This is a genomic window from uncultured Helicobacter sp., from assembly GCF_949282165.1.
In the GTDB taxonomy this organism is placed as follows: Bacteria; Campylobacterota; Campylobacteria; order Campylobacterales; family Helicobacteraceae; genus Helicobacter_F.
In genome coordinates, this window is sequence record NZ_CASDOV010000001.1 from 47,132 (window position 1) to 60,261 (window position 13,130).

Consider the following 13,130-nt stretch of genomic DNA (forward strand, 5'->3'; position numbering starts at 1 on the left):
ACATTTTGCACAAATCATTACAAGCCTCTTTTTTGTTTGCCGCCATTGTATCATATTTTGTTGGTCTTTGTGGGGTGCAATCGAAAGTAAAACCCACAAAAGTGTATGTCTATGTCCCTATGGAATGGCAAAGTGATACTATCAAAGGGATTATCCCACATATCGACTAGCTCATAGCCCAAATCAATGAAGCGTTGTATAAACTCATCTTTATTAAAAATATGATAGGGAGTAAAGAAGCTATTATGCACATTTTGTAGGGATACAAAAGTGGGAGCGGTGGTTTGCATAGGAAGTCGCGTAAGCAAAACATGCTCTTGCCCCCCCCCCTAGCAGATTTTTTAACATTCCTAAAAGATCTTCTATATACTGAAGGGCACCAGAGGATACTAAGATATTGCATGTATGCGAGGCGGATATATCGGAGGTAAAAGAGAGATTTGTGCCCTTCATCTCCTCTTTTAATGCCTCATTTGCTACCTCTGCTTTGTGCGGTAGCTCACAAACTATCCATCGTGGGTTTGTGTGCGTAGCGGCGGCATAGTGGAAATAATGTCCCCCAAAGCCTCCGCCAAAGTCAAACACGCGGTAATGTTGGCTTTTGCTTAGTAATGTGTGTAGCCAAAAAAAGAATGGATACTCCATATTTGTGATTTGTGTCGTGAGAATGTTTCGTGCGTCTCTCTCTACTATCTCATCGCTATATGTTTGGCTTTTGCGATTTGGCGAGCTCTCTTGTGCCTGTGCAAAATCCCTAAACACACCCCGATAAGCGATATAAGCCCTTGGGAGAATCTATAATAATTCCTGATGTCTTTGAGTAGATTCACAAAATTTTTTAGAATCTTGATAATTGCTTGTTGCATAAGCACTCCTTGTTTATAGTTTGGTTGCATTGGTAGTGGGTTTGAAGTAAAACCCACAAAAGTGTATGTCTATGTCCCTATGGAATGGCAAAGTGATACTATCAAAGGGATCGTCCCACATATCGACTAGCTCGTATCCCAAGGCGGTAAAATACCCCACAAATTCATCTTTATTGAAAATATACATTGGGGTAAAAAAGTCGTTGCATACATTTTGTAATGTGCTAAATGTGGAGGTAGTCGTCTGCATAGGAAGCCGTGCGAGCAAAATGTGTGCTGCCCCCCCCCCTAATAGCCTTTGTAGAATCTCATTGAGATTCTCTATATACTGAAACGCAGAAGAGGAGAGCAAAATATCGCATTTGTGCGCCACAGACATATCGGAGCTAAAAGAGAGGCGTTTGCCCTCAAGGTTTGCAAACCTCGCTTCTGCCGCCTCCACTTTGTGGGGTAGCTCACAGACTATCCATTCTAAATCGCTTTTAGTAGCGGCAGTGTAGTGGAAATAATGCCGCCCAAACCCACCACCAAAATCGCACACACGACTTTTTTGGTTTGCGCTCACAAGCGTGTGCAGCCAAAAAAAGAATGGATACTCTGTATTTGCTATCTGCGTTGTATGCGCATTTTCTATATTTTTTTCTAAGCTCTCATCGCTATATGTTTGGCTTTTGCGATTTGGCGAGCTCTCTTGTGCCTGTGCAAAATCCCTAAACACACCCCGATAAGCGATATAAGCCCTTGGGAAATCTGTAATAATTCCTGATGTCTTTGAGTAGATGTAAAAAGCCTTTTAGAATCTTAATGATTAGTTGTTGCATGGAAACTCCTTATTGTGGTTTGTGTGTCAATACATTGTGATACCAAATGATTGTATCTCGCAGTGAATCTTCAAAGCTAAAAGAGTGCTGCCAGCCTAGAGTCTCGCGTATTTTAGACGCATTGATGGCATAACGCCTATCATGTCCTAGCCTATCTTGCACAAAAGTGATTTGGCTTGCGTATGTGCCGCCACCTTCTCTAGGGGCTATCTCATCAAGGATTGCGCAAATTTTTTGGGCGATTTGTATGTTGGTGTATTCGTTATTGCCACCGATGTTGTAGGTTTCTCCGTAGGCTTGTGAGTGAAACACTCTATCAATCGCTTCACAATGATCCAAAACATAGAGCCAATCCCGCACATTACCCCCATCGCCATAGATGGGGATCTCCTCGCCTAAAAGTGCCTTGCGTATGATTGTGGGTATGAGCTTTTCGCTGTGTTGTTTTGGGCCATAGTTGTTGGAGCAATTAGTGATAAAAGTCCTTAAGCCATAGGTGTGATGAAAGCTTCGCACGAGCATATCGCTTGAAGCTTTAGAGGCTGCATAGGGCGAGTTTGGCGCATACGGGCTAGATTCACTAAAAAGCCCGCTGCTGCCTAGTGAGCCATACACTTCATCGGTGCTGATATGATGAAAAATCCCAAATGGTGTCTTATGCTTTAGCCCCGTATCTAGCCAAGATTCTTTAGCTACCTCTAAGAGTGTGAATGTGCCTAGGATATTTGTTTGGATAAAGGATTTTGGAGATTTTATGGAATTATCGACATGGGATTGCGCAGCGAAGTGAATCACAGAATCTATCTTATGAGATTCAAATATCTGCCTTAGCAGCGTTTTATCGCAAATATCGCCTTGGATAAAGGTGTAGTTTGCCCTCTCTCGCACGGCTTTTAGATTCTCTAAATTCCCCGCGTATGTCAGCTTGTCGAGATTGATGATGGTGTAATGTGGGTATTTGTCCATAAAAAACTCTATAAAATTGCTGCCGATAAAGCCAGCTCCCCCTGTGATGAGTATGTTTCTCATTGTTGGGCTACCTGCAAAAGATATTGTCCATATTGGTTTTTGCTCATTTGTTCTCCTAGTTGTATAAGTTGTTGGTGCGAGATAAAGCGCATTTTGTAGGCTATCTCTTCAAGACAAGCGATTTTTAGCCCTTGGCGTTTTTCGATAATCTCGATGAAGTTCCCAGCTTCTAAAAGGCTTTGGTGTGTGCCGGTATCAAGCCACGCATACCCTCTGCCGAGTATCTCTGCATTGAGACGCTTTTCTTGTAGGTAGAGTTGGTTTATGGAAGTGATTTCTAGCTCGCCGCGATGAGAGGGAGAGATTTGCGTGGCTTTTGTGAGCACATCATTTGGGTAAAAATACAAGCCAATTGCCGCATAATGGCTCTTTGGCTCATTTGGCTTTTCCTCGATAGATACCACCTCAAAGCCCTCGCTTGATTTGGCAAACTCTATCACGCCATAGTGTTGTGGATTTTGCACATAGTAGCCAAATATCATCGCCTTTTTGGTTTGTGCGACATTTTGCGCACTTTGGCGCAGGATTCTTGTCAAACCCTCTCCATAGATGAGGTTATCACCTAAGATAAGGCACACATCATCATCGCCCACAAATTCTTTGCCTATCACAAACGCTTCAGCCAAGCCATTTGGCCGCTCCTGAATAGCGTAGTGAATCTCTAGCCCCAAATGCGCCCCATCGCCAAACATCTCCTCAAATCGTGGCAAGTCTTTAGGAGTGGAGATGATGAGAATCTCCCTAATATTGCCTAGCATAAGCACCGATAGGGGATAATAAATCATAGGTTTGTCGTATATGGGCAAGAGTTGCTTGACAATGCTCTGTGTCAGAGGCAAAAGCCTGCTTCCACTTCCCCCAGCTAGGATAATTCCTTTCATTGTTTGCTCCTTTGGGATTTACTAGATTCTGTATGAGTGTGCGTAGGCATTGAGCGTGCTTGCCACATAGGCGATTTCTTCTTTAGTGTGAAAAAGTGCTATGGGGAGGCTTAGCGTCGTGGCGTGGATTTCCTCGCTAATGGGATAAAATCCAGACAGATACTCCCTCATACCCTCTTGCTTATGCGGAGGTAATGGATAGTGAATCTCACTCTGTATCCCCGCTGCTTGCAGGTAGGCTTTTAGCTCATCGCGCTTGGGGTGGCGGATATTAAAGATATGATACACATCAAAATACCGCTCCTCCACTTTGGGGCATATAAACGCCCTCGTATCAAGCTCTTTTAGGTAGATATTTGCTAGTGCTCTTTTGTGTTGTGTGATTTGTGGTAGGTAGGCAAGCTTTTTGCGCAAAAAATAGGCTTGAATCTCATCAAGCCTAGAGTTGTAGCCGCAATATTTGTTGATATATTTGGTATGTGAGCCGTAGTTTCGCAGGGCATTAAGCTTGTCATAGAGGTTTGTGTCATTTGTCGTGATAGCCCCCGCATCGCCGAGTGCCCCTAGATTTTTTGTGGGATAAAAGCTAAAGCACCCTATCCCAAAGCTCCCTACACTTTTGCCATCAAACTTCGCTCCATGGGCTTGCGCGCAGTCCTCAATAAGGTGCAGGCCATACTCCTCACACAACGCCGTGAGTGAATCCATCTCGCACGCTTTGCCATAGAGATGAACCACTAGCATGGCCTTTGTTTTGGAGGTTATGTGCTGCTTGATATGGCGCGGATTGATATTGTAGGTTTGTATGTCTGGCTCTATCAGCACGGGCTTTAAGCCATTTCGTATAATCGCGATGATAGTGGCGATATAGGTGTTTGAGGGCACGAGCACTTCACTACCCTTTGGCAAATCTAGTGCGTCTAGGGCGAGGATAAGCGCATCAAGCCCAGAGGCCACACCCACACAATGCGCAACGCCCACAAACTCGGCAAACTCCTGCTCAAATTCCCGCACATTTTCGCCAAGCACAAACCAGCCTTTTTCTAAAAAGGCTCGGAAGTCTTTTTGATAGCTCTCAAAAAAGGCTTGATTGCTTTTTGCAAGGTTTTCGTATTCTATTATTTTGTTGCAATTTGTCTCCGACAAATTGCAATCGCTCGTGGGGAGTAAATCCCCACTCACTCCGTTGTGTGCAAATACCCCGCTTTTTATAGAATCTAAAGATTGTTTAGATTCTATAAAGTCGCTCTTAGTTGTGCTAGATTCTGTAATTTTATCCATTTGGAACCTCCGTGATATAGTCGTTTGCGTCATATGTCTCTGAGGCGAGTGCCAAAAGCGTGGCGTTTTTAGAAAACTTTTGCATAGTGTGATAATCGCTTGGCTCTAGGATTAGGCACTTTGTTGGATTATCAAGTGTGTAGGTTTGTGTGCTTTGCTTGGTTGTAATCGTGATTTCACACGAGCCACCAAGGCAGATTAAGCAAAGCTTTGTCTTATGATGAGCATGCCCACCGCGAGAGCCCAGCACATCATAGATATAAAACACGCGCTTAATCACAAAGCCTATTTCGCGCTCAAGCACGCTTAAGCTCCCACGCCTATCGGTAATGGTTTTTGCAGTGATGAGTTTTGCCATTTACACCTCGCTTTTAAAATATGTGAGTTTAAAGACATTGTAGCTGCCACGCAGTTTGCGCCTACAATACCTTATGGGGCTTTTCCAGCTTTTTGCTCGTGGCTTTCTTGCGTCAAAATTGTGTGGCATATATTGCGCTCTTAGTGTGAGTAGCTGCGTGATATAGGGCTTGTAGATATCGCTAATCGTGAGCTTTGGCAATTTGTAGTTTCCTAGATCCACACAATCTTTATCAACAAAACTTAGATTGTGAAAATGATAAAAAATAGGGCGCAAAGTGGGGAATTGCTGAACATTCCAAGGCGCGATCCCACAGCGCGCATTTTGCAGGACATACACGCCTTCAAAACGCGTAGTCCAATCATCGAGATATTTTTGATCGCCAAATTTATTATCCTCAAAGCGCGCAAAGCACCACTCAATACATTTTTGTCGCCACCACAGCAGGGCTTTGAGCCCATTTGTATCGGCTTTGAAGCTCATAAACTGCACGCAGTAGATTCCGCTTGTCGCGCTCTGATCGTATTGCGGAGTGTAGTTGTGCTTGGTAAGTGAGATAGAGCTATTGCCCATTTCATCAATGAGTATGTTTGGATTGTCAAAAAAGTAGAGATCTGCATCGACATAGGTGCAAGAGGACAGGCTAAAATGCGTGATGCAATAATGTATGAGTGCTGGCGTGCATGTCCAGCAGTATTCCCCTAGGCTTCGCGTTGGCTTGCACGCAAGTAGCTCCTTATCTTCAAATGAATCTAGGGTAATAAGGATTGTATGAGGGATTTTGCGCTGCTCTAGGATTTGGTAGGTAGTATCATCAAAGCATAGGACATAGATTTGATAATCCGTAGCGTATTTGGCGAGGCTCTCTAGCATAGCGATACCTCGTGTGAGGTAGTTGGTGTTGAAGAGGGTGCAGTAGTGATACATCACGCCACCTCACAATCTAGGACTAGACATTCAGCTTTTCGCGACAAATGCGGGAGCGGCGAAAAAGTGCTTCGGTCATTACCGCCTAGGTAACTCCCTCGCACTTTTTCTTGCAACCCACATTTTTCATCGAAAATCTTAGAATGTCTTGAATCAAGTCTTGCTAAGATTCTATGATATGGAAGATTTTGGAATGGACTTAGATTTAGGTTTGCGAGTTTGGATTCTAAGTTAGCATTAAATTTTATGCTTGGCTTGCCAAAAATTCTAGTATCTTGTGCAAGATTTAAATGCTTTTCAAGGCGAGGCGAAGGGAGCTTACTAGGCGTAAGTGAGCGAGCCGAGCCGCAGAAATCATTTAAAGATTGTGCAAGAGACGAATTTTTAGAATTTAGTTTCTGTGCTGCCCCCCCCCCTATTAGAAGTATAGATTCACTAACCTCGCTAGCGAGCGTAGATTCTATAACGCGTATAACTGCCTGTGGGCTGATGTGGTTTATATCAAGCCGACTTGCTTTTTGCAAAAAATTAGAGATGATGCCATAAGCGGCTAGGTTTTTGTCGATAGTGGGGTGGTATATGCCATAGTATTTACCCCCTATCCCTTGTGGGTAGGGGGTAAATCTATACAGATGATTGCCATTAGACACGACATAAATGCTTATGTCGTGTCTAATGGCACACGCAATATGCACACAAGATGTTTCATTGCTTAGGAGATGATTGCCATTATACACGACTCGCGCTAGCGCGCTAAGAGAGGTGCTAGCGCACAGACTAAGGGCTTTGGTATCAAGCCCTTTTTGTCGAGCGGTTTGCGTGAGATTGTGCGCGAGCCTCTCCCCGCCCTCATAGTCCTCCTTGCCTCCACAAATCACTACACTAAAGCCATTTTCCATATGCCACACTCCCACTTCATAAAAATGCTCCAAGCTCCATTTGCGCGCCTGTGTGCTCGCCCCGATAAAAAACACCACATAGCGCGCAGGCAGCTCAAACTCGCGTGTATCGCTATAGGGCAGCGTGAGCGCATAGGGCGGCAGCGGCGCGGTGGGCAGGAGCGCGCGGATAAACTCGGCGTTGCGATAAAACTCAAAGAGTATCTTGGGGCTTACGGGCAGAAGCCTATGGTATGAGCTATCAAAGTGCGCTTTGAAGCTCGCAGGGAGATTGCTGCTATCGCCTATGGAGGCGATTTTTGTCTGTGCGTGGAGGAAGCGCGCGAGGGACTCGCTAAGATAATCGCGGCTAAAGATGGGGTTGATGAGCACCTCAAAGCTAAAGCTGCGTAAATAGCGCAGAATCTTAAAGCGATAGATTGGGTTTTTTTGGAATTTTTTCACACAAATGGGGATAAACTCTCGGATATAAGGGCTGTCAAACTCTAGTGCGAGCTCGGCATACGCGGCATTGCCAATGAGTGTGATGGCTCCATAATGCGCGGCAAAGACGGGCAGGAAATTGCGAAAGAGCAGGTAGTCGCCTATCGCGTCGGTGCGGATGATGGCGAGCTCTCGCTTTTTGGTTGGGCGCACAGAGAGTTTCGCGCTAGATTCTATGCAGGCATAGGCAAAATACTTGCAAGCCCTCACTGCGCGCTTTAGCAGCGACACTTCTAGGCTTCCTGCAAAATAGGGAATCTGCGCGGCTTGCGCCTCTTTGGCTTGGGTAGAATCTGGGAGGTAGATGAAATCGTAGCGTTGCGTGGGCGTATGAGCGCGTATCTGTGGGAATTGCTCAAAGCTATGGGGGCTAAAGAGCGCAAAAGATTCTCGCGCGCCTTGTGTGGTGGGCGCACTTTGTGTATCGGGCGTGGCGGGCGTATTAGGTGTGTTTTGTGGAGCGGGCGTGCTTGGCGTATCTTGCGTGGCGTATTGGAGCTTTTCTAGCAGTGCCTCTATATCGTGAGCGCGGCAGCGATTGCCTAGGAGAATCTTAAGCATAGCGCACGCCCTCTGCTATGGTGTAACAAAGGCTATGCTTGCGGGGGCTTAGGGCATAGCTTGCCACCCCTTTAGCTCGTATAGAGACAATCACAGAATCTACGCACTTGGATTGTGTAGATTCTGTGGTGTGAGATTTTCTAATCCTGCTATTGTGAATCTTAGCAAGGAGCGCGGATATAAGGCGATAGCCTACTCTTGCACTAGCCCCCCCTATTAGAGATTTATACACATTTAGGGTTTGGCTAGCACTCTTATCCCAGCTAAAATTTTGGAGCGCGCTCTGGGCTTTGAGCACGAGGGCTTGGTTGGCGATGAGGGATTCTAAGCACTGGGCTATAGAATCTATTGATCGCGGATCAAAATACAGCGCGCAATCCCCTGCCACCTCTCTAAAAACCGCGATATCACTCAGAGCCACGGGGCAGTGCGCATAAAAACTCTCGAGTATGGGGATACCAAAACCCTCATAGAGCGAGGGGAATGCAAAGCATAGGGTGCGATTATAGAGTGTGTAGAGCTCATCATCTCTAGCTTGTAGGCTCTGTGCGCGCCCAGCTAGCCCTAGAGATTCTAAAAATCCTCGCTCCTTGGGGCTAAATGGCTTGCCCACACACAGGAGCGTGAGCTCGGCGTGGCGTGGCGCGAGAGTGGCAAACGCACGCGCGAAGGTAGCGAAGTTTTTGTATCCCTCGCGCGCTCCTACAAACAAAACATACCGCTTGGGCAAATTAAGCACTTTGCGCCCCTCTTGGAGGCTATGTCCGTGGTGAATCACGCGGATTTTGCGCTCATCTATCCCAAAATAGCGCATAAGGTCGCATTTGGTCTGGTGTGAGATAGCAATAAGCACATCAGAGACTTCACACAGGTGGCGTTTGAGCGCGCTATCCTTGCTATTTTTGGGGAAAAACTCGCCCGCATAAATCTCGTGAATCATATCGTGGATTGTGGTTACTAGCAGCGTGTTTTTGGGCTTTGTGAGTGCTTTGTAGTAGCTTGGGTGGTAGATATCAAAGTGCTTGTATGCGCGCAGGATTCTCTCATAGGATTCATTAAGCGCGTAGATGAGGCGAGTTTTGCCACAGAAATGCTTTGTGTGCTTGTGGGTGTTTAGGTAGAGATTCTCGCTATATAGGGTGGGTATGAGGGCGCGGGGATTGCGAGCGCAGAGCTCATAGACATAGCGCGAGATGCCGCCGACATATTGCGTGGAAAAAATATCGTGAGAGTAGAGCACACTAGGCAGCATAGGCGACCTCGCGTGCAAATATCGGAGCGTGCGATGCGCAGCAGTGATGCGCTACGCGTTTATCTCCTGCCCCCCCCCCTAATTGCGTTTTATAAAGATTCTTTAAAAGAGATTCTAGGGAGTGGATATTTTGAAAATACGGCGCGTAATGCCTGATATCGCCTAGTGGGAGATCCCACCATTGCAGTGCTTGCAGGGCTTTAATCTGTTCTTTTGTGAATCTAAAGCCAATGAGCCTCGCAGGAGTGCCCCCATAGATTCCATAAGCAAGCAAGTCTTTGGTAACGACACTTCCCGCGCCCACAATCGCGCCATTGCCAATGTGTATGCCGTCTTTGATAATGCTGCCTTGCCCTATCCACACATCATTGCCTATGTGGATATGTGCGTGCTCTTTGAAGAGGTTTTCTCGCACAAAGCTCACGCCTGCCTGCTTGGCGGTGGAGTAAAAGGCTGGGTGCGTGGAGACAAAGCCCTTGCTAGGGTGCATACCAAGCCCTATGTGACAATCTGGAGCGATAGAGCAAAATTTGCCAATCGTGGCGTTGGCAATGCGTGTGTGAGCGCCTATGTAGCTAAAATCCCCGATTGTCACATTGTGCAGGGTGGCATTAGGATAAATATGTGTGTATTGCCCAAAGCGGCATTTGGAGTGAGCGACATTTTCATAAATCCTTGTGTGATTGCGCGCAAAAAATGCCTTGAGTGTGCGTGCGATATATCGTGAGAGAGGATTTTTATACAATGCTTGGAGATTGTGTAGGGCGTTTAGGGAAAAGGCATTTTGGAATCTGCGCTTTATTTTATCGCACAAACGCGTGGCATAGAACTCCTTGTAGGCTTGCTTGGTAAGCTCTAGGGCTTGGGCATTTTCGCAGATAGATTCGGGATAGGCGATGGTAGTTTTGTTATTGAGCAACGCGGTGCTAAAGAAAGATTCTTGTGATTTGGTGCAATGCACTCCAGAATCATCAAAGCCGATATTGCGCACATATGAGATACTAGGGCAGAGGGCTAGGGCTTTGTGTTTGAACGCCGTGGCGTAGTTGAAGACAAACCAAGTGTCGATTTTGCCTTTGGCATTGAGCGTGATTTGGGCAAAATAATCTATGGTATCATCGAGGTTAAACGCTCTTTTTTCTTTTTTGCTAAAGTTTTTTAAGAAATACATAGGATCTTTTTTGTAGTGCTGCCATCTATCGCGCCAAGTGCCCCAACCCCAGCAGTTTATCTCTCTGCTAAAAAAGCTCTCTCCTAGCTTTGGATAATCCAGCGGCAATGCCCAAGCGTTGATACTCCATACTTTAGATTCACACTCATAGCGCGTTAGAGAGGCATTCATATAGTCCAAAAACGCGGGGCTTGTGAAAATATCATCTTCTAAAATAATGGCTTTTGTGTGGTGGGCAAAAATCTCGCTAAGCCCCTCTATGATATTGCGCGAGAGTCCGTAATTGTGCGGGCGTATGATGAGGTGTGTGCGCCTAAAATCGCGTGAGTGTGCGCTAAATGCCATAAGGTAGCGTTTAAGGATTTTATGAGGTTTTTGAAAATCTTTTGGTGAATCTAGAAAAATATAAAGCTCGCTGTTGTGAGCAAGGAAGTTGCGTTTGAGCGCATCTAGGGTTATTTTGGTATGCCTAGGGCGATTGTAAGCAAAAAGGAGAATGGGAGCTAGATTATGCGGCATCTCTAGCTCCTTGTGCGGAGTAGGCACAAAGCAGGGAAGTGGTGGTAGAAAAACTAAAGGATATTAGAGATTCTTGCTTCTCTCTAGCCCCCCCCCCTATTAGAAGTTTATAAGATTGTATGTATTGCTCTGCTATGAGATGATGGGCAAATCTCTGTGTAACGCTCGCTCTAGCGTTGCGGGCGAGCGTGGCGTAAGAGTCTGAATCTAGTCCCAAAACCCACTTAATCCCGCGTGCGAGATCGGCACTATCATTGGGCTTAGCGAGGTAGCCATTGTATTTATGGGTGAGCATATCGCCATTGCCCCCGATGTCAAAGGCTACCACGGGCGTGCCACAGGAGAGAGACTCCATAATGGCATTGCTGAGGTTTTCGGCAAGGGAGGGCGTTATGAAAGCATTGCAGGCGTTGTAGGCGAGGTTTAGCGTGGCATCATCATACAGCATTCCTAAGAAATGCGCCTCTATCCCAGCGATTTCTTGCTGCTTGGCGGATTTGCCAAATACGATGATTTTGGTTTGGGCTTTGAGCGAGGAGGGGAGCATAGAGAGGGCTTGCTCGAGCTGGGAGAAGCCCTTGCGCTCTATGGCATCGCCCCCAATCGCCCCAAACCCAATAACATAATAGGAATGAGTAGCAAAGAGCAGCTTGGCTAAGTGTGCGTGTGCTGCCCCCCCCCCCTAATAGCCTTTCATAGGCTTTTGTGTAGTCTCTAGCGACTTTGCTGCTCTCAAACCTATCCACGACGCTTGCGCGGGCGTTTTGGGCGATCGTGGCGTATTTTTGTGAATCTAGTCCCAAAACCCACTCTATGCCCTCTCGCAAATCGTTGGTGTCAAAGGCTTTGGCGAGGTAGCCATTGTGCTTGTGCGTGATGATGTCTTTGAGCCCCGTGGTGTCAAACGCCACTACCGGCGTGCCACACGCAAGCGATTCGCTAGCGGTTTGCCCAAAAGACTCGGCGTGGCTAGGCACGACCATCACATCACACGCGCTATATACGAGGCGCAAGGACATATCATCGTGCAAAAATCCTAGGAAATGCGTCTGTATCCCCGCGATTTGCTCGCCCTCACTCGCGCCAAAGACAAGCAAAAGCAGGGATTGCTTATCAGGCATAGAATCTAGCGCAGCCCTCAGCTCCTCATAGCCCTTGCGCGGCACGGAGGTGGCACCTATCGCGCCAAAGGCGATGAGCTTTTTTGGCTTGTGCAGGCGCAGCAGCTCGCGCGCAAGGGGCTTTGAGAATGGCGCATAAATCTCTGTATCGATGGGATTTGGGAGATTGATAATGGGCTTATCTCCCAAAAGCGCGCTTTGTTTGGCACAATTGGCAATCCAGCGACTAAGCCCATTAATCGTAAGGTTGTGGATTTGTTTATACGCGTTTTGCTTATGCTTAAAGGTAAAAAAACTAATATCATAGGGAATCTTGGCGTGCAGGAGCGGGCAATTTTTGCAACCGACGCTAACCCCTACACAGGCGGCTGCCACGTAGTGGCAGCCGCCTGTGTAGGGGTTAGCGTCGTGCAAGCTCCAAAGCATAGGAATACCTAGCTTTGAGAGAGCGAGCAAATCGCTAGCATTGATAAAGCCAGATTCTATCCAGTGGAGGTGGATAATATCGGGTTTGAGGCGCGCGATGGTTTTGAGTAGCAGTCTATTGCGCGGAGGGAAAAGCGCGAGGTTTGGCGAAAAGATGTCTTTGTGCCGCTTGGGGTAGAGCATAAGGGGCAGCGTGCTAAGGGCTGGGCGGAGCTTTTCTATAATCTTTTGGAATTTGCTTTTGGCTAGGCGGATAGTTTGCGCGCCATCGCCCTTTTTGCTTTGCACGAGCAGGAGAGAATCTATGCCGTTTTTGAGCAGGGCGGTGTGGAGGCGCGTGCAGGCTCTGCCTGCGCCGCCATCGTCGATTGCGCTGAGGTGTAGGAATCGCATCGCTCTCCTTTTGTGAAAAATAATTAGGACATTCAGCTTTTGGCGATAAATCGTTGATTCTGCGCTCGGTGCTCGGTCACTACCGCTTAAGGTAGCTCCCTTCGCCCCTCGCTTGAAAACAACGATTTCTCATCCAAAATCT

At 46.8% G+C, this 13,130-nt stretch carries 14 protein-coding genes; all 14 read right to left on the bottom strand.

What is annotated here, in order from left to right; all coding sequences use genetic code 11:
- Nucleotides 1-50 precede the first annotated feature (50 nt).
- A complete protein-coding gene (locus tag ACH2BK_RS00250) occupies nt 51-290 on the bottom strand; it encodes a hypothetical protein (RefSeq protein WP_395001639.1) in 240 nt (79 codons plus the stop codon).
- On the bottom strand, nt 244-762 hold the full coding sequence (locus ACH2BK_RS00255) for a methyltransferase, TIGR04325 family (protein WP_395001640.1): 519 nt from the start codon (nt 760-762) through the stop codon (nt 244-246). The genes ACH2BK_RS00250 and ACH2BK_RS00255 overlap by 47 nt, the downstream gene beginning before the upstream one ends.
- Nucleotides 690-866, bottom strand: a complete 177-nt coding sequence (locus ACH2BK_RS00260; protein ID WP_395001641.1) for a hypothetical protein — start codon at nt 864-866, stop codon at nt 690-692. Before ACH2BK_RS00260 ends, ACH2BK_RS00255 begins: the two co-directional genes overlap by 73 nt.
- 13 nt (nt 867-879) lie before the next feature.
- Nucleotides 880-1,584, bottom strand: coding sequence for a methyltransferase, TIGR04325 family (locus ACH2BK_RS00265; protein WP_395001642.1), 705 nt, complete (start codon nt 1,582-1,584; stop codon nt 880-882).
- 112 nt (nt 1,585-1,696) lie between these two features.
- Nucleotides 1,697-2,716 (bottom strand): dTDP-glucose 4,6-dehydratase, encoded by a 1,020-nt coding sequence (gene rfbB / locus ACH2BK_RS00270; RefSeq protein WP_394996255.1) that lies wholly within the window; start codon nt 2,714-2,716, stop codon nt 1,697-1,699.
- Nucleotides 2,713-3,597: a glucose-1-phosphate thymidylyltransferase RfbA gene (gene rfbA, locus ACH2BK_RS00275; protein ID WP_395001643.1), complete on the bottom strand. Its 885-nt coding sequence runs from the start codon at nt 3,595-3,597 to the stop codon at nt 2,713-2,715. Before rfbA ends, rfbB begins: the two co-directional genes overlap by 4 nt.
- A 21-nt stretch (nt 3,598-3,618) precedes the next feature.
- Entirely contained in the window at nt 3,619-4,878 is a 1,260-nt protein-coding gene (locus tag ACH2BK_RS00280; RefSeq protein ID WP_395001644.1) for a DegT/DnrJ/EryC1/StrS family aminotransferase, read from the bottom strand.
- Nucleotides 4,871-5,236: a sugar 3,4-ketoisomerase gene (locus tag ACH2BK_RS00285; RefSeq protein WP_395001645.1), complete on the bottom strand. Its 366-nt coding sequence runs from the start codon at nt 5,234-5,236 to the stop codon at nt 4,871-4,873. The genes ACH2BK_RS00280 and ACH2BK_RS00285 overlap by 8 nt, the downstream gene beginning before the upstream one ends.
- Complete coding sequence (locus ACH2BK_RS00290) at nt 5,237-6,163, bottom strand: hypothetical protein (protein ID WP_395001646.1); 927 nt, start codon at nt 6,161-6,163, stop codon at nt 5,237-5,239. It lies immediately after the preceding gene.
- Nucleotides 6,163-8,106, bottom strand: a complete 1,944-nt coding sequence (locus ACH2BK_RS00295) for a glycosyltransferase family 9 protein (protein WP_395001647.1) — start codon at nt 8,104-8,106, stop codon at nt 6,163-6,165. The genes ACH2BK_RS00290 and ACH2BK_RS00295 overlap by 1 nt, the downstream gene beginning before the upstream one ends.
- Nucleotides 8,099-9,358: a glycosyltransferase family 4 protein gene (locus ACH2BK_RS00300; RefSeq protein ID WP_395001648.1), complete on the bottom strand. Its 1,260-nt coding sequence runs from the start codon at nt 9,356-9,358 to the stop codon at nt 8,099-8,101. Before ACH2BK_RS00300 ends, ACH2BK_RS00295 begins: the two co-directional genes overlap by 8 nt.
- On the bottom strand, nt 9,348-11,048 hold the full coding sequence (locus ACH2BK_RS00305) for a DapH/DapD/GlmU-related protein (RefSeq protein ID WP_395001649.1): 1,701 nt from the start codon (nt 11,046-11,048) through the stop codon (nt 9,348-9,350). Before ACH2BK_RS00305 ends, ACH2BK_RS00300 begins: the two co-directional genes overlap by 11 nt.
- Nucleotides 11,038-11,595: a glycosyltransferase gene (locus tag ACH2BK_RS00310; protein ID WP_395001650.1), complete on the bottom strand. Its 558-nt coding sequence runs from the start codon at nt 11,593-11,595 to the stop codon at nt 11,038-11,040. Before ACH2BK_RS00310 ends, ACH2BK_RS00305 begins: the two co-directional genes overlap by 11 nt.
- Nucleotides 11,486-12,988: a glycosyltransferase family 4 protein gene (locus ACH2BK_RS00315; RefSeq protein ID WP_395001651.1), complete on the bottom strand. Its 1,503-nt coding sequence runs from the start codon at nt 12,986-12,988 to the stop codon at nt 11,486-11,488. Before ACH2BK_RS00315 ends, ACH2BK_RS00310 begins: the two co-directional genes overlap by 110 nt.
- Nucleotides 12,989-13,130 lie beyond the last annotated feature (142 nt).